The sequence below is a fragment of the Enterobacter cloacae complex sp. 677-3DZ2D5B genome (assembly GCF_004136695.1).
Taxonomy (GTDB): domain Bacteria; phylum Pseudomonadota; class Gammaproteobacteria; order Enterobacterales; family Enterobacteriaceae; genus Enterobacter; species Enterobacter hormaechei_C.
Genome location: NZ_QFLS01000007.1, coordinates 20,020 through 36,812 on the forward strand (window position 1 = coordinate 20,020; position 16,793 = coordinate 36,812).

Below are 16,793 nucleotides of genomic sequence, written 5' to 3' on the forward strand. Positions count from 1 at the left end.
TCCCATAACAGTTAGCAAAATCTTCTCTTTTTCTCCTGCTGATATACACTGTCAGCAATAAGGAGAATCTGATGAAAAAATACCAGCGTCTGGCGCAACAAATTATCTCGCAGATTGAGCTTGGCGTATGGTTGCCGGGCGATAAGTTACCTTCTCTGCGAGAGCAGGTGGCAAGCAGCGGCATGAGTTTTATGACCGTGGGCCACGCGTATCAGATGCTGGAAAGTCAGGGGCGCATTGTTGCCAGACCGCAGTCAGGCTATTACGTTGCCGCGCGCCCGACCACACACCAGCCTGCACCGCCCGCGCAGGTGATGCGCGATGAAGTGGTCGACATCAACACCTATATCTTCGACGTGCTACAGGCCAGCCGCGACCCCTCCGTTGTCCCTTTTGCCTCGGCGTTTCCCGATCCGCGCCTTTTCCCGCTTCAGCAACTCAACCGATCGCTGGCTAACGTCAGCAAAACGGCTACCGCCATGAGCGTGATTGAAAACCTGCCGCCGGGTAACGTCGACTTACGTCATGCCATTGCCCGTCGCTACGCTCAGCAGGGAATGAATATCTCCCCGGATGAAATTGTGATCACCGCGGGTGCGCTTGAGGCGCTCAACCTCAGTTTGCAGGCTGTGACTGAACCAGGGGACTGGGTTATCGTTGAAAATCCCTGTTTTTATGGCGCACTCCAGGCGCTTGAACGTCTGAAACTGAAAGCGCTGTCGGTTGCCACTGACGTGCGTGAGGGCATCGATCTCAGTGCCCTTGAGCAGGCATTAAATGATTATCCGGTGAAAGCCTGCTGGCTGATGACCAACAGTCAGAACCCGCTCGGCTTCACGCTGAGTGCAGAGAAGAAAGCTCAGCTGGTGGCGTTATTAACCCGGCATAACGTCACGCTGATTGAAGACGATGTTTACAGCGAACTCTACTTTGGCCGCGAAAAGCCGCTTCCGGCAAAGGCCTGGGATAAGCAGGATATGACGTTGCACTGCTCCTCATTCTCCAAGTGTCTGGTGGCTGGTTTTCGTATTGGCTGGGTGGCGGCGGGAAAACATGCGCGCCGTATTCAGCAGTTGCAGCTGATGAGTACGTTATCCACCAGTTCTCCCATGCAGCTGGCGCTGGTGGATTACCTGGCGACCAAACGTTATGACGCCCACCTTCGCCGCCTGCGACGCACGCTTGCTGAACGCAAACAGCAGGCCTGGCAATCGCTTTTGCGCCATATGCCTGCCGGCGTCAAAATCCATCATAACGACAGCGGCTACTTTTTATGGCTGGAACTGCCTGAACAGCTGGATGCGGGGCGGTTGAGTGAGAAGGCGTTAACCCATCAAATCAGCATTGCGCCCGGCAAGATGTTTTCCACCTCCAATATCTGGACACCGTTTTTCCGTTTCAATACCTCATGGGGATGGGGCGAGCGGGAGGAGCAGGCGGTCGTCCAGCTGGCGGGGGTAATCCGCGAAATGATGCTGCACCCAGTCACACCTTGATGAAAATTCCTGAAGCGACATGACGTGCGGTCTACCTTTAGTAAGGGAGTGCGGATTGGTGACGTGACGTTGTCACGTACATGTCCGCCAGAACGTGTACTGACAGCGAAAACAATGTCGATTTCAACAGGACGATGCTATGCAAAATCAATTGCTGATTAATGGTGAACTGGTGGCCGGCGAAGGTGAGAAGCAGGCGGTTTATAATCCTGCCACGGGTGAAGTGCTGCTGGAGATTGCTGAAGCGTCGGAAGCACAGGTGGACGCTGCCGTCCAGGCTGCCGATCGCGCGTTCACAGAGTGGGGACAAACGACGCCGAAAACGCGCGCCGAATGTCTGTTGAAACTGGCTGATGTGATAGAAGCCAACGCTGACGCGTTCGCAAATCTGGAATCCCTTAACTGCGGGAAACCGCTGCACTGTGTCCAGGGGGACGAGATCCCGGCCGTGGTCGATGTGTTTCGCTTCTTTGCCGGGGCCGCCCGCTGCCTGAACGGGCTGGCTGCCGGAGAATACCTCGAAGGACATACTTCGATGATCCGCCGCGACCCGGTTGGCGTTGTCGCCTCTATTGCGCCCTGGAACTATCCTCTGATGATGGCCGCATGGAAGCTGGCGCCCGCGCTGGCGGCGGGAAACTGTGTCGTCATCAAGCCGTCTGAAATCACCCCGTTGACGGCGCTGAAGCTGGCGGAACTGGCGAAAGATATCTTCCCGCCAGGCGTGTTGAACGTGCTGTTTGGTCGCGGCAAAACCGTAGGAGATCCGCTGACCGGTCACGAAAAAGTCCGTATGGTTTCTCTCACCGGCTCTATTGCTACCGGAGAACATATTATCGGGCATACCGCATCTTCAGTTAAACGTACCCATATGGAATTGGGCGGAAAAGCGCCGGTCATTGTCTTTGACGATGCAGATTTGGATGCCGTGGTTGAAGGCGTGCGTACGTTTGGTTTCTACAATGCTGGTCAGGATTGTACCGCAGCCTGTCGTATCTATGCCCAGAAGGGGATTTACCCCGCGCTGGTCGAAAAGCTGGGCGCAGCCGTTGCCAGCCTGAAAATGGGCGCGCCGGACGATGCTTCAACCGAGCTGGGCCCGCTCAGCTCCGCAGCGCATCTTTCCCGCGTTTGTGCTGCCGTGGACGAAGCCAAAACCCTTGGACATATCCGCGTCGTCACCGGTGGCAGTAAAAAAGAGGGGGCAGGATATTACTTCCAGCCAACGCTGCTGGCCGGGGCGAAGCAGGAAGATGCGATCGTCCAGCGAGAAGTGTTTGGCCCGGTGGTCAGCGTGACAGAATTTGAGGATGAAGCGCAGGTGCTGAACTGGGCTAACGATTCGCAATACGGCCTGGCCTCGTCCGTCTGGACAAAAGACGTCGGACGCGCCCATCGCCTCAGCGCACGGTTGCAGTATGGCTGCACCTGGGTCAATACCCATTTTATGCTGGTGAGCGAAATGCCGCACGGCGGGATGAAGTTATCCGGTTACGGAAAAGATATGTCGGTCTACGGACTTGAGGATTACACGGTAGTCCGACATGTCATGTTTAAACACTAAACCCTCATGCCCGGCGCAGTGCCGGGCGATTCAGCTTACCAGCCACATACCTCGTGTTCATTTTCCGTATCGTAGGCGCGAACGGTGTTCACCAGATCCTTCACGACATCTGCCGCGACGTCCGGGATCAACAGCTCCATTGGCGCTTCTGTTTCATAATCCACTGACACGCCGTTGCTGTTGTTGGTGACGGTCACGGTATAGGTAGCCTTACCCATTATTTACTCCTTATGCGTGTTGACCACTTTACCGATGCCCGCACCGCTGAGCGTGACGGCAGGATCCGCGAAAAAGTCGATATTAAAATAGGTGTCGTCGGTCAGAAGCTCAATGCGGTGCCATTTTTGCGGTGGGGAGATGCCAAAAGAACCGGCCTCAATGACCACTTCCAAATCGGGCTCGGTGGCGTCGCCATCGGCAAAGCCAAAGTAACGCACCGCACCCTGCATGACGGACAACCGACCGTACACGCCGGCTTTGGTGTTGTGATGGGTAAAAAGCGCTTTTGGGGCGGTCTCTTTATTCCAGAACGGCGTCGAGCGGGTATGAACAAAGTTTTCAGGAATACGTAACATCATAGTTTCCTTCATGTTGGCGGGTGCTTAAAGGGACTTAAGCACCTCAGGTTCAACAAAGAATTCAATATTGAACAGGGTGTCGTCGGTCATCACCTCAATGTGGTGCCATCTCTCTGGCGGGAAAACGCCGAAACGACCCGCTTCAATGACGAGCTCGCTGTCAGGCTCAGAGGTAAATTCATCAGCATAGCCCAGATAACGCACTGCGCCACGCATCACCGACAGGCGAGGGTAAACGCCCGGACGCGTGCCCGTATCAAGGTGACGTTTAAAAATGCCGGCGGGGGCCGTTTCTTTGTTCCAGAAAGGCGTGGAACGGGTGTGAATGCAACTCTGCGGAATGCGTAGCATGTTTCCTCCCTTAAAAGCCTGCTGTTATTAAACTGCTTTCTGAGGGGATGGATTTATCAAAAAGTGCATTTAATTTGCATGTTATCAATAATAACCGTTTTGCTTTACCCGGCGTTGTTACACAAGGTACTCAGTTGTTATTATCCATAGTATTTAAGTGGTTATGATGTAACGAAAAAACTTGATCTGTGTCAACATATGACGCATATTGCGTGCGGTTATTTTTCGGCTCAGGTAAACAGAATGACGTTGTATCAAAAGATGTTGGTGTTCTACGCAATCATGGCCTCCATCTGCGCATTAATCACCTGGTTCCTGTCTAAAGATCGTAAACGTATTCGCCTGTTGAGCGCATTCCTGGTGGGTTCCACCTGGCCGATGAGCTTTCCTGTTGCCCTGTTGATCTCTCTTTTCTGAAGCACGCTTCCAGAATCGGCATCCAGACATAGCATTCCATACATTGAGGCTGTATAAATATACAGTTTGTCATACATGGAGTGCTTATGAACAGTTTCTATTCGCAGCAAGCAGGCTGCACTGTGCGCTGGCAGGATCTTCCCGGTTTCGGTGACCCGGTTGTGTTTATCCACGGGTTGGGCTGTGCATCGTCGTATGAATATCCTCGTATTGTCTGTGATACCCGTTTCGGGGGGCGCAGAGCCATTCTGATCGATCTTCCCGGTAGCGGTTACAGTGACAAACCTGACATCTACCGTTATCGCACGAGCGAACAGGCGCAGGTGGTGGTTGAACTGTTAAACCATCTCGGCCTGGATAGTCTATGGCTCTATGGTCATAGCATGGGGGGGAGTATCGCGATCGAAACGGCAACGCTGTTAACGTCGCGCGTTAAGGGCCTGATAGTGTCTGAACCCAATTTTCATGCGGGTGGCGGGATGTTCAGCCGGGCAATTGCGGCCCAAACGGAACAACATTTTCTGGCTCAGGGCTATGATGACATGCTGCGGGCGGAAACGTCGCCGTGGACTGGAAGCCTTCAAAGTAATGCCCCCTGGGCCGTCTGGCGCTGCGCAACAAGCCTGGTCGAGGGCGTTAAACCTGACTGGGAACACCTGTTCTTGTCATTGCGCTGCCCGGTAATGTTAGTTTTTGGTGAGCGATCCCTACCTGATGACGATTTTAATCGTCTGCAACAAAACGGCGTTGCTGTAAAAATTATCCCTGATGCGGGCCATTCAATGTCCTGGGAAAACCCGTCAGCGTTGGCTCAGGCTTTGTCTGGCTTCATAAACGGCTCATGAATGGGCAGCCCGCATTGTTGCGGGCTGGAATGATTAAGACAGCAAGGCAGACAAGGCTTTCCGTGCCGCAGGCTGAACGTCATACGGACACTGATAATCCACGTTCTCAATCGCGCGGGTGTAGAGCGCAACCAACCAGTCATAAACATAGGCTGTCGCCGCATGGACAGGCTGCTCGCCAAGTCGGGTAAGACGGGGTGAGGCGCTGCTCACAACGGGCGTCACAAAAATTGGCTCACCTTTGCGGATCCGGCTTGCAGGCCGTTCAGAGACGGGTGTCAGTTCATAGCCAAGCCAGCTAATGAAATTGCCTGTCGCGGCATGCAGCTGCGCGGCGCTGCTTTTATCTTTTTCTGCAATGCGTTGCAGTTGCAGCGGCAGATCCAGCCGATAGCTGGTAACGATCAGCACATCCGCAATCTGCTGTAATACCTCTGCGTCCAGGCCCAGACGGGCAGCCGCCGCGTCGTTGCGACTCCACTGACGAAGATGGTTAACCCACACGTTATGGGCCAGCCGCGCTTTGTCTTTGGTCTGCAACGCGCCTGGATTTTCCTGCGTCTCTTCCGCAAACAGATCGATAACATCGTTAAACAGGCCGTTGACCTGTTCCTCACGAGGCTGGTGGACGGTCAGCAGCGTCTCAAACGCGTTTAACGGCGGCAGAAGCCCCTCAAGCAGTTCACCATGACGAGCGGCACTGCCTTGCAGCGTTCGGACCATTTTTTCGGCCATTGCCCGCCCTGCGCCTGGCTCCTGAGTGAGAGGCGCGACATATGGGCGCATCAGCGTTGACAGCGACTCTAGTAACAGCCTTTTCAGCGCGCGGAGACGCTTCTGGCGCTGTGCCGGCAGGGTAGCCTGCGACAGCCACTCAATCACTCGCTGCATGCTGTGGCTATCGAGCGCCTGAAGCGTGCCCCAGCGCAGACCCGGCTGGCCCAGCAATTGCTGCACCGCTTCGTCCAGATTCTGCTTTGTGGTAAACCGCGCATCATGAGGGGTAATGGCCCAGACCAGCCCCGGCAACGCGGATTCTTCAACCGGCTGCGTCTCTTTGACCCAGTTTTGCAGGAGCCTTGCCGTTTTCGCGGTCTGCTGGTGGTGCGCCGTTGCATTGCAGATAACCAGGACATCCGGCTGAATGTGCTGACGATAATGCTCCAGCAACCACAGGCATTTTGCCTGCATCATCAGCGGCGTGTTTTCCTCAGGAATGGCCGGAATATCAATGACGTCAACGTTATCCAGCACGCAGTTCTCAACGGGCAGCACCACTTCGCGGGTCAGAGATGCCAGTACATCAACGGGCAGGCTAATGGCGTTAAGCAGCTCGCCGTTTTTTACCGGATGAAGCAGTGTTTCCTGTGCTTCCGGCACGGTAAACGCCCCGTGAGTAAGAAAGCCTTCGCAGGGTAGACCAAAGCTGTCCACCAGCAGACTCAACGGCGCCGCAAGTGCGCTGGCATGGCTGGTTTGATGCAGCACCTGGGCGAATTTAAGCCACTGCTGGGTTAACTCCTGCTGCTCACCCCACAGCAGAGACCAGACGCTGGCGCGGGTGCTGAGATCAAGCGACGGAACCAGCAGAGCAAACTGGTGCCACAGGGCATCATCAATATGCTGCTTAGCGCCGGGTACTACGCTTTGCCAGAACCGGGCAATGGTCGCGACTTCCCGCGCCGTCATTCCCGGCACGCTCTGCGGTTGTCGCAGCGCTCGCCACTTCTCAAGCCGGGCTTCAATCACCGATTTATCCACCGCGCGGATCTGCGGATCCAGCGTGGTGCGCGCGATAAACAGCTGCACCAGCTCGGCCTCCGTTACCAGGCGCAGGCGCAGGGGAAACGCGTCGTCTGCGACCTCGCGGGACGCTCTGCTGAAACGCACGGCCATGTTGGTCGGTGCATGCCCGGGGTTAATATGCGAGAAGTAATCAAACGTGCGTTGACCCGGCGTAACGTTCAGCCGTTCGTCCCCGCTGTCGCACAGGGCAGCCAGCAGGTGCGCTTTCGCGGCCTGCGAGTGGCCATATAGGCCGATACTGCCCTGGCTGACAAGGGCGCGATCGAGCGCCTCTTCACGCGCGCTTACTCCGTTAAGGCGGGCAAGCAGGGCGTCGGCTTCGTTATCCAGCATCGGGGCGTGCTGTCGCGTCTCGTTGATCCACCCGATTAAGGCCTGAGTGGTGGCAGTCGTCGCAGTCATTTGAGGTATACGCTCCCGCTGTCGATCCAGTAGTGGCTGCCGCTGTGTCGGCGATCGGCCAGAGTATTCAGTTTAAAGGTCAGGGCATCCGGCGGCACTGGCGTGCCGTCCTGTAGCCAGGCATCACTCAGCTCGAAAGATTCCGGACCTTCCTGTTTAGTGCCGCCACGCAGCTTCAGGCGCACGTTCAGTACGCCGTCGCCCGCAATGGCTTTCGCCAGCTCGGCAGAATTGATGCTCAGGGTATAGAGCGGTGTCGCGGGCCAGCGGGCATTGGCCAGCTGCCGGAAGCCGAGCGTAACGTTGCCGCGCAGCGGGAAGTGCAGACGGGCGTCCAGTTTCGCGCCGGGTTTATCGAGGTCGATATCGTGATACCAGACGTTCTCGTCCCGCAGGGTATTGATCGTGTTATCCAGCACGCCCAGATAGCGCACCGTAGAGTACGCGCCGATATCCGCTGCTTTAAAGTTAAAGCGCGGCAGACGAAGATCCAGCGCCAGGCTACAGAGCATCGCTCCCACCGCAGCGGTGGATTTCGGGTTGCCGATCCGTCCCTGCTGGCTGAACGGATACCATTCATGAACCTGATATTTATCCAGCCAGACGATGCGGTTGACGGGCACCGGTTGCAGGTGGCGAATGAGGGCCTGAACGCCCGGCAGACAGCCCGGCCGTCCCGTGATCAGCAGGATATCGCAGCTGTAGTGAGAGATCGCCTCACATACCGCATGAAGCGGGGCGGCAAGCGTGAACTGACCCGCCAGCATGGCGTCCCGCATCTCCCGAAAGCTGACGTGCAGCGGTACGCTGAACAGATCGAAGTGTTCTGAGCCGGCAGGCAACGCATGGTCAATCGCCTGCTGGAGATAATTCATCACGTTGCGCGTCGGTTTTTGCGTAAGCAGGTCGCCAAAGGTGGCATGCAGCCCGGCCAGCGGATCGTCAACATCGCTCGATTCCCACGCCGCCAGGATCGCGTGACCTATCGACATAAAAAGCTGAAGCGCCGTCTGCTGGCGCAGGACCGCCTGGGTATCGATCCGCCCGGAATCACCGAACAGGGATGCCATCAGTTGGGAGGCATCGGCTATGCCGGATTTCTGAAGCTGGGTTTGCAGCGCGGGCAGAACGTAGCGCTGGATCACGTCCAGCAGCGTATCATCGCCAGCGACCTTGAACCCTTCGCGGAACAGCAGCTGCGGGGTGATTTTGACGTTATTTCCGGAACCATCATCTAACTGATAGTGCGTGATAGCCATATCCGTCGTGCCGCCGCCGATATCAATCGAGGCCACGCGCAGCGCACGCCCCGGCTGGACGCCAGGCTCAGGCGCGCGATCCGGACGGGCGAGGGAGGCGAAAAAGGCCTCGGTCTGACCACCGAAATGGGAAATGGCTTCGTTATACAGCCACACCAGCTGGCCGCAGCTGGCCTCGTCCCACTCCATCTGGATCTCAGGGACCGGCACCACGCTTTTTTCCTGCTGCTTGCGGCTGGCAAAATCTTCATCCTGCGGGTGCCAGCCCATCGCTTTCCAGACGATGGCGATGGCTTCGAACATGCGGCGACGGAAAATCTCGCGCTCCTGTTTCGGCATTGCCGAAGGCAGGGTGAGGATCAGCGTCCGCAGCTGGCGGGGAGAGGCCGGGAAGCCGAGCCGCAAGCGGGTGGCCACGCTGTTAATCTGGCCAAGCGCCTGAGCCAGCAGCTCGCAGAGCATGTGCGTCATCAGGGTGCTGCGGCTGTACTGCGGAGAGAACACCGGCAGACGCTCATCCTGCGGCAGCGTAAAGAGTGGTTCCCCGTCGTCGTTCATCAGGTTCATCAGCGGAAACGCAGTTGCCAGCGGTTCGCGCTGGGTTTTGCTGTTCATCTGGCTAAAGCGCCAGTCCTGCACCACCGGCGTCTCGTCCCACAGATAGCGACGCGGGCTGGAAATTCCACTGTTGCCTTCCGTGCCCAGACGCTGCATTGCCAGCTTACGCGCTTCATCACCCACGCGGACAATGGACGGCCAGACGAATGCATCCTCCCGGCCGCTTTCCACAGAGAAGTGCTGCTTGCCAAAACGCGCTTCGGAAAATTCAAGACGGCTGGTAAACAGCGGCTCATTCAGGAACTGTGGCTCACTCAGAGATCGTACCTGAAGTTCAGCCGTCTGGCGCAGGCCGTCGTTGGCATCACCATGATCTTCAATAATCACGCCGCAGGTGTGGGTGTTGCCTACGTCAAGGATCAGATCGACAGGAATAGCAGGGGTGCTCAGGGTATGGGTGACAAACTTCACTTCCGGCACGGTGAGTTGTTCCCCGAGCATGGAGAGCAGGTTGAGCCAGTGTGCCTGATATTCAAAGCTGCGCATGGCCTGATGCAGCTCCCGCTCGGAGCGTTTTTCAACCCCGTCGGCAAACTGCGTAAAGGCTTCGCGCAGCCAGCCGTCAATCCAGGTCTGGTCAAGGAAACTCTCAACCTCACTGTCGCGCCAGGCGAGCGCGAAACGCGTGCCGTTAAGGATATCGTTTTCAACCGGCGACAGCGCAGACGTCGCATGCTCTGCAATCTGGCTGTCGAGCGCGACGGTGACCCGGTGCGTATTGCCAGCCGCGTCGGGCGTGGAAAGCTTTCGTACCTGGACGCGCGCCCAGTTATCCGGACCATCAACAAACGTCCGCGGCGGGTTAAAGCGCAGGAAAGGGAGCGGCAGCCAGACGCCGTCCAGCACGTTCAGGGAGTTATGCAGTGGAATGGTGCTTTCAGGCTTGACCACTTCCGGCTGCCCGCCATCGGTGGCAGGCAGCGTGTACCGGCCGTTAACCAGATCAAAATCCAGGCGCAACAGCGGGCCATTTGCCGTTTTACGCACGAAACGCCCGTTGCTGGCAGTGTCCTGCGGAGTCAAGCCAAAATCGAGAAACTGCACGCCGCTGTTAGCAATCAGCGTCACGCTCTGTTTATAGTCGCAAAGATTAACCAGCATAGGATCAGACACCTGCTTTCTTGAACGTCAGAGGAACGATGGTGTTGGCATCGTAACGTGCGGTGCATTCCGCCACGTCGCTGGCACCAGCCTTACAGGTCACTTCCGGCATCGGATAGCGTGAACCGTCGGTGCAACGAGCGTTTCCGCGCGTTTTGATCAACAGCTCGCCGTTGCTGTGTAATCCGGAAAAGACGTCTACCCGGCAGACAATGTTGTCGCCATGCACAACCCGGGCGAAACCTTTATTGTTCTGGATCTGATAGCGCAGCGACGGCGGTTTGCCGGTGAGCGGATCCTGCACATCGAGAAACGCGCGCCAGGTGCCATTCAGGAAGCGCGTTAACCCCGCTTTGACCTGGTTTGCCTCCATCACCATCGCATCTTTCGGTATCGCGGTAATGACCACTGGTTCGGCTGCCGGTGCAGGCGTTTTCACCTTCGGCTCTACCACTTCGGCCTGGTGCAGCGGGAGTTTCAGCTCAAGCGGCTCGACCGTCTTTACGGGGGCCGGAGCAATGGCGACAGGCACTGGCGCTGGTGTGGCAACAGGCGCTGCGGTCGGGGCCTGTTTTGGCCAAAGCAGCGGGGTGGCAATGGCCGCAATAATGACGGCGGCAACCGGCAGCAACCACAGGGGGGAGCGACGTTTTTTCTGCATGGCCGCCGGTGCGGGCTCTGGCGGCGCGGCGTTCATGCGCACCGGCTCTGGCGTATACAGTTCATCTTCGGTGATACGGACGGAAGCCACAGGCGTGATAAGCGGCGCGTCGGCCTGCTCAAAGGTCACTACCGGGGCCGGTTCTGGCTCCTGTTCAGGTTCAGGCTCGTTAATCACCACTGGCTCAGGTTCAGGGACCAACGATTCGCGCAGGCAGTCCAGCACGTCGTCGCGCGCGTTCTCGTTAAGATTGACGAAACCCCAGAAGCAGATCACCGGTTTGCCATCCACCAGGAAAACAAAGTTTTCACCGGGAAACTGAAAGGCTTTTGAGAGCAGAGAGCCAAACAGTTGCTGCGCCGTTTTCGGTGACTGAAGGCATTTTTTACTCAGAGACTCCACGCTGGCGAGCGTGTTTTCCAGATAGCGTAGGGCGCGATAACGATCATCTTCATCCGCCGCCTTCCAGCTGGAGACGGTTCCCTCAACCGGGGAGTACCAGTCAACGCGATCGCCGCCGTCGTAGACCTGGGGGATGGCCAGACAATCGACGATAGCCTGTTGTTTGCGCAACCGAAGCGCTTCGCGGATTTGCAGCGCTGATTCAAAAACGGCCTGTCCGCCGCCACCAACGGCCTGAAAATCATCCAGATTACCGCTGCGTAAAAGTGTTTTTGCCACGATTTGGTCCTGTAGACTTCTTCACGCCATTACTTTAACGAAACAGCTAAGCAAGCAAACGGCGGAGGAGACGATAAAAGGGACGATTTCTTGCGGCATTGATCGTGATGGTTGTGCTTGACGAATAATGAACCTTAAGGCAAATCGGTTTCTGCGGGGTGATGCTAAAACCAGCGAAATGTACGGCTTTAGAATAACCTGATAGTGATTCGTTATTTGTCAGGCCAATACGTCTGTGCTGTTATTACTGTTCACTATAATAAAACCGAAAGGGTAATAACCATGTCTACAGGGAAAACCGTGCTCGCCCTCGCGCTGAGCGCGCTGCTACCGGCAAGCGCCGCATGGGCGGCAAATAAAGACACCATTATCTACTGCTCCGAGGCGTCGCCGGAGTCGTTTAACCCGCAGATCGCCAGCTCTGGACCTTCGTTTGTCGCCAGCTCGCAAACGCTGTATAACCGTCTGATTAACTTCGACCCGGTAAAAAACACGCCGGTGCCTTCTCTGGCCGAGTCGTGGACCATTTCGCCAGACGGCAAAACATACACGTTTACCCTGCGTAAAGGGGTAAAATTCAACAGCAATAAATACTTCAAACCTACCCGTGATTTTAACGCTGATGACGTTATTTTCTCCGTTATGCGTCAGAAAGACCCTAAGCATCCCTATCACAATGTTTCCCAGGGTAATTACGAATACTTTAATGACGTGGGCCTCGACAAGCTCATTCAGGATGTGAAAAAGATCGACGATTATCACGTCCAGTTCACGCTGAGCGAACCCAACGCGGCGTTCCTGGCCGACTGGGGAATGGACTTCGCCTCGATCCTCTCTGCCGAGTACGCGGACGCGATGCTGAAAAAGGGGACACCTGAAAATGTGGACACCTGGCCAATCGGCACCGGCCCGTATGTGCTTCAGCAGTACAAGGTGGATTCGCTGATCCGCTACGTCGCTAATCCGAACTACTGGGACGGTGAGGTGCCGACCAAACACCTGATCTTCTCCATCACGCCAAACGTTGAGACGCGTCTGGCGAAGCTGCAAACGAACGAGTGTCAGATCATTCCTGCGCCGTCGCCGGTGCAGTTTGAAGCGATCAAGAAAAACAAAGACCTGACCCTGCACTCGGTGGATGCGCTGAACGTGGGGTACCTGGCGTTCAACACGGAGAAAAAACCGTTTGATAACGTGCTGGTGCGCCAGGCTCTGAATTACGCGACGGACAAAAAGGCCATTGTGAACGCGGTCTTTATGGGGTCTGGTACGGTCGCTAAATCGCCGATCCCGCCGAACATGCTCGGCTTTAATAAAGACCTGAAGGATTACGGCTACGATCCGGAAAAAGCGAAAGCGCTGCTGAAGCAGGCGGGTCTGGAGAAGGGCGCGGAAGTGACCCTCTGGTCCATGCCGGTTCAGCGTCCGTACAACCCGAACTCGCGACGCATTGCGGAGATGATCCAGGCTGACTGGGCGAAAGTGGGTGTGAAGGCGAAAATCGTCTCTTACGAGTGGGGTGAGTACCTCTCCGGCATGCGTAAAGGCGAGCATGATTCCGCGCTGTTCGGCTGGATGTCTGATAACGGCGATCCGGACAACTTCGCCGATGTGCTGCTGGGTTGTAACAGCATCAAAACCGGATCTAACGCCGCGCGCTGGTGTGATAAGGGGTATGATGAACTGGTGCAAAAGGCCAAACTGACCAGCAACCCGGACGAACGTGCGAAGCTGTATGGACAGGCACAGGAGATTTTCTATCAGCAGGCACCGTGGATTGCGTTAGCTAACGGCAAAACGTTCTACGCGACCCGCAGCAACGTGACCGGGTACAGCGTGAGTCTGATGGGCAGTGACTTCTCGAAAGCGAAGCTGAACTGATCGTATTCTTGCCGGGTAGCGGCTATGCCTTACCCGGCCTACAGTTAGCACCCGGCACGTGATAAGGAGTGACAATGTCACATTTAAACAAAGTTATCGCCCGCGTCGATGCCACCATCGAAGAGAGCGTGATTACCCACATGAACGAACTGCTGATCGAATTAAGCGATGATGCAGAGCTCAGCCGTGAAGATCGTTATACCCAGCAGCAGCGCCTGCGTACCGCGATTGCGCATCATGGCAAGCAACATAAAGAAGAGGCGGAGGCACGCCATGCCCACCTCACGCAGGGTGGGACTATCCTGTAAGGGTTAAAACTGGCGCCGTGCCACCAGCCAGGCGCCAACCACCAGCATCACTGCGCCGCAGACCGGGCCAACCAGCGCGCGCAGGGGAATGCCGTTGCTCTTGAGGATGTCCATCACCAGACCGCCAATCAGCTGGCTTGCCACCAGTACGGCAATGGTCGTTGCCGCGCCCACATTCTGATATCCGCTAATACTGGCAAAGACAAAAAATGACCCCAGCAGGCCGGGGATCAGCGTCCACCAGCGCACCGTTGACGCCAGTTCGTTAAACCCCGCCATGCCATTTTTCACCAGCAACATGCTGACAAACAACACAATCCCCACCAGCGAGTTCAGCAGCATGGCGATAAGAATGGTGGAAGAGGATTGCGTAATGCGCACCATAAGGGTGTTTTGTACCACCAGCCCAATCCCGGCGGCCACCAGAAATGCTAACGTCAACGATTGATTCATGGCAGAGCATCCGGATCGCTGCGCTCATCGAGCTGGAGTTGCATAAAGGTTAAATCCAGCCAGCGACCGAATTTGGTTCCTACCTGCTGCATATTTCCGGTGGTAATAAAGCCCAGGGTTTCATGCAGATGAATCGACGCCTGGTTCTGCGCCTCAATACCGGCAACCATCACATGTTTACCTATCTGGCGGGCTTCCTTAATTAATTCCGTCATTAGCAGTCGACCAATGCCTTTGCCCTGATGATCGGGATGAACGTAAACCGAGTGCTCCACCGTATGGCGAAAACCGTCGAATGCTCGCCAGTCGCCAAATGAGGCGTATCCCGTCACTACACCTTCTTCTTCACTGACCAGCACCGGATAACCCAACAGCGTGCGCGCCTCAAACCATGCAATACGGTTATCGGTATCGACAGTTGTATCGTTCCATATTGCGGCGGTGTGCAGCACCGCATGGTTATAAATTTCACCGATAGCGGCACAATCTTCTTTGCAGGCATGACGAACAATCATGGTTAACCTCTGGCTGTGTTGTTCACTATAGTAGTATGGTTTTGTCACAATATTACACAGTTCATGTATTCCATCGCTACGACAAAATCCCTGTTTTTTTGTCACAAAACTCCCCCGAAAAACCATCCGTACACTATAGTATGACGTCATGAATACAATGACAGACAATATGAATCAACGCATTAGCGCCCGCATACGCCTTGAACGCGAGTCGCGTGGCTGGTCATTAAGCGAACTGGCCGAACGGGCAGGTATCTCACGCGCCATGATCCATAAGATTGAACGGGGTGACAGTAGCCCAACGGCGACGCTGCTTGCGCGGTTATCCGGTGCCTTCGGTATTAGCATGTCTACGCTCATTGCGCGCGCGGAAATGCAGGAGGGCAAACTGTTACGTCTGGCGAACCAGCCCGTCTGGCGCGATCCGCAAACCCACTATTTGCGTCGCCATGTGTCGCCGCGCACCGATATGCCTATCGACCTCGTCCAGGTGGAGCTACCCGCAGGCAGCGATGTGCCGATGCCCGCTTCCTCTTACGCGCTGGCGCGACAGCTGATTTGGTTGCAGGCAGGTGAACTGGTCTTTCTGGAGGGGGATACCCGCCATGAAATGAAGGCCGGAGATTGTCTGGAACTCGGGCCGCCGAACGACTGCCGGTTTATCAACGAAACGGATGAATCGTGCCTCTATCTGGTCGTGCGGCTTAATCAGTCCGGCTCATAATGCAAAGGCGATCCGCAGGATAACGTGCCAGACTTGAATGACATTTTCAGCAGTAAGGAGCGAAGAATGAATCAATCAACTACGCAAAACCGACGCTGGGTACTGGCTTCCCGTCCACACGGCGCGCCGGTTGCCGAAAATTTCCGCCTGGAAGAGCAGCCGATCCCCACGCCCGCAGAGGGACAGGTGTTATTACGCACCGTATGGCTCTCGCTTGATCCGTACATGCGTGGCCGTATGAGCGATGCCCCATCCTATTCACCTCCTGTCGAGATTGGCGCGGTGATGGTGGGCGGCACGGTAAGCCGCGTCGAGACCTCCCGCCATCCGGATTATAAAGAGGGCGAGTGGGTTCTGGGCTACAGCGGCTGGCAGGAGTATGAACTTTCCGACGGGAAAGGGCTGGTCAGGCTGGGCGAAAACCCGTCGCACCCTTCATGGGCACTCGGCGTGCTCGGGATGCCGGGCTTCACCGCGTATATGGGGCTGCTTGATATCGGCCAGCCTCAGGCAGGGGAAACCCTCGTCGTGGCGGCGGCCACGGGGCCGGTTGGCGCAACGGTGGGGCAGATCGGAAAAATCAAAGGGTGCCGGGTCATCGGCGTGGCTGGCGGGGAGGAGAAATGCCGTCATGCGGTCGACGTGCTCGGTTTCGACGCCTGTCTGGATCACCATGCGGATGATTTTGCCGAACAGCTGGCGAAAGCCTGCCCGCAGGGCATTGACGTGTATTATGAAAACGTCGGCGGTAAAGTCTTTGACGCCGTACTGCCGCTCCTGAATACCTCCGCGCGCGTGCCGGTTTGCGGACTGGTCAGCGGCTACAACGCGACCAACCTGCCGGAGGGGCCGGATCGCTTGCCGCTGCTGATGGGGACCATCCTGAAAAAACGCATCCGCATGCAGGGCTTTATCATCGCTCAGGACTATGGTCATCGTATCGGCGAGTTCCAGCAGGAAATGGGACGCTGGGTGAAGGAAGGCAAAATACACTATCGCGAGCAGGTCACCGAAGGGCTGAACGCGGCGCCGGAGGCGTTGATTGGGCTGCTGGAAGGGAAAAACTTCGGCAAGGTCGTGATCCGCGTGGCGGCGGACTAAACAGAGCATCGGTTATGGCGGGCAAAGTCCGC

The 16,793-nt window shown here is 56.3% G+C and carries 16 protein-coding genes; 8 read left to right on the top strand and 8 right to left on the bottom strand.

The genetic code is table 11. The annotated features are described in order from the left end of the window. Positions 1 to 71: 71 nt before the first annotated feature. Together DD597_RS11390 and patD are read left to right on the top strand one after the other, a co-directional pair. Complete coding sequence (locus tag DD597_RS11390) at positions 72 to 1,496, top strand: PLP-dependent aminotransferase family protein (protein ID WP_003856948.1); 1,425 nt, start codon at positions 72 to 74, stop codon at positions 1,494 to 1,496. A 139-nt stretch (positions 1,497 to 1,635) separates the two neighbouring features. Next, positions 1,636 to 3,060 (top strand): aminobutyraldehyde dehydrogenase, encoded by a 1,425-nt coding sequence (gene patD / locus DD597_RS11395; RefSeq protein WP_003856950.1) that lies wholly within the window; start codon positions 1,636 to 1,638, stop codon positions 3,058 to 3,060. Positions 3,061 to 3,095: 35 nt separating this feature from the next. Here the strand turns inward: patD and DD597_RS11400 are convergent, their stop codons facing one another. Genes DD597_RS11400 through DD597_RS11410 form a run of 3 tightly spaced genes read right to left on the bottom strand, consistent with a single transcriptional unit; the run spans position 3,096 to position 3,989 of the window. After that, positions 3,096 to 3,278 (bottom strand): DUF1869 domain-containing protein, encoded by a 183-nt coding sequence (locus DD597_RS11400; protein ID WP_003856955.1) that lies wholly within the window; start codon positions 3,276 to 3,278, stop codon positions 3,096 to 3,098. Between the two features lie 3 nt (positions 3,279 to 3,281). After that, positions 3,282 to 3,635: a DUF1971 domain-containing protein gene (locus DD597_RS11405; protein WP_003856958.1), complete on the bottom strand. Its 354-nt coding sequence runs from the start codon at positions 3,633 to 3,635 to the stop codon at positions 3,282 to 3,284. Positions 3,636 to 3,662: 27 nt separating this feature from the next. Then, positions 3,663 to 3,989 (bottom strand): DUF1971 domain-containing protein, encoded by a 327-nt coding sequence (locus tag DD597_RS11410; RefSeq protein WP_023303799.1) that lies wholly within the window; start codon positions 3,987 to 3,989, stop codon positions 3,663 to 3,665. Positions 3,990 to 4,232: 243 nt separating this feature from the next. On the opposite strand from DD597_RS11410, the gene DD597_RS11415 reads away from it, so the two are divergent. Next, positions 4,233 to 4,406, top strand: a complete 174-nt coding sequence (locus DD597_RS11415; RefSeq protein WP_003856960.1) for a GhoT/OrtT family toxin — start codon at positions 4,233 to 4,235, stop codon at positions 4,404 to 4,406. Between the two features lie 86 nt (positions 4,407 to 4,492). Then, positions 4,493 to 5,251, top strand: coding sequence for an alpha/beta fold hydrolase (locus tag DD597_RS11420; RefSeq protein WP_129256193.1), 759 nt, complete (start codon positions 4,493 to 4,495; stop codon positions 5,249 to 5,251). A gap of 33 nt (positions 5,252 to 5,284) precedes the next feature. Here the strand turns inward: DD597_RS11420 and DD597_RS11425 are convergent, their stop codons facing one another. Genes DD597_RS11425 through DD597_RS11435 form a run of 3 tightly spaced genes read right to left on the bottom strand, consistent with a single transcriptional unit; the run spans position 5,285 to position 11,779 of the window. Further along, on the bottom strand, positions 5,285 to 7,459 hold the full coding sequence (locus tag DD597_RS11425; protein ID WP_129256194.1) for a virulence factor SrfC family protein: 2,175 nt from the start codon (positions 7,457 to 7,459) through the stop codon (positions 5,285 to 5,287). Next, positions 7,456 to 10,437 (bottom strand): virulence factor SrfB, encoded by a 2,982-nt coding sequence (locus DD597_RS11430; protein WP_129256195.1) that lies wholly within the window; start codon positions 10,435 to 10,437, stop codon positions 7,456 to 7,458. Before DD597_RS11430 ends, DD597_RS11425 begins: the two co-directional genes overlap by 4 nt. A gap of 4 nt (positions 10,438 to 10,441) precedes the next feature. Further along, entirely contained in the window at positions 10,442 to 11,779 is a 1,338-nt protein-coding gene (locus tag DD597_RS11435) for an SrfA family protein (protein ID WP_045333081.1), read from the bottom strand. A 282-nt stretch (positions 11,780 to 12,061) separates the two neighbouring features. Here DD597_RS11435 and DD597_RS11440 point away from each other — a divergent pair, with 282 nt between their 5' ends. Further along, positions 12,062 to 13,660, top strand: a complete 1,599-nt coding sequence (locus DD597_RS11440) for an ABC transporter substrate-binding protein (RefSeq protein ID WP_003856968.1) — start codon at positions 12,062 to 12,064, stop codon at positions 13,658 to 13,660. Between the two features lie 74 nt (positions 13,661 to 13,734). Then, a complete protein-coding gene (locus DD597_RS11445; RefSeq protein ID WP_003856971.1) occupies positions 13,735 to 13,968 on the top strand; it encodes a YdcY family protein in 234 nt (77 codons plus the stop codon). Positions 13,969 to 13,971: 3 nt separating this feature from the next. Here DD597_RS11445 and DD597_RS11450 read toward each other — a convergent pair whose 3' ends face one another. Together DD597_RS11450 and DD597_RS11455 are read right to left on the bottom strand one after the other, a co-directional pair. Beyond that, positions 13,972 to 14,421, bottom strand: a complete 450-nt coding sequence (locus DD597_RS11450) for a DMT family transporter (protein WP_058652216.1) — start codon at positions 14,419 to 14,421, stop codon at positions 13,972 to 13,974. Then, positions 14,418 to 14,936: a GNAT family N-acetyltransferase gene (locus DD597_RS11455; RefSeq protein ID WP_032609278.1), complete on the bottom strand. Its 519-nt coding sequence runs from the start codon at positions 14,934 to 14,936 to the stop codon at positions 14,418 to 14,420. Before DD597_RS11455 ends, DD597_RS11450 begins: the two co-directional genes overlap by 4 nt. 148 nt (positions 14,937 to 15,084) lie before the next feature. Here DD597_RS11455 and DD597_RS11460 point away from each other — a divergent pair, with 148 nt between their 5' ends. Both DD597_RS11460 and DD597_RS11465 read left to right on the top strand, forming a co-directional pair. Continuing rightward, positions 15,085 to 15,660, top strand: coding sequence for a helix-turn-helix domain-containing protein (locus DD597_RS11460; protein ID WP_003856978.1), 576 nt, complete (start codon positions 15,085 to 15,087; stop codon positions 15,658 to 15,660). A 66-nt stretch (positions 15,661 to 15,726) separates the two neighbouring features. Then, positions 15,727 to 16,761: an NADP-dependent oxidoreductase gene (locus DD597_RS11465; protein ID WP_129256196.1), complete on the top strand. Its 1,035-nt coding sequence runs from the start codon at positions 15,727 to 15,729 to the stop codon at positions 16,759 to 16,761. The last annotated feature ends 32 nt before the right edge of the window (positions 16,762 to 16,793 follow it).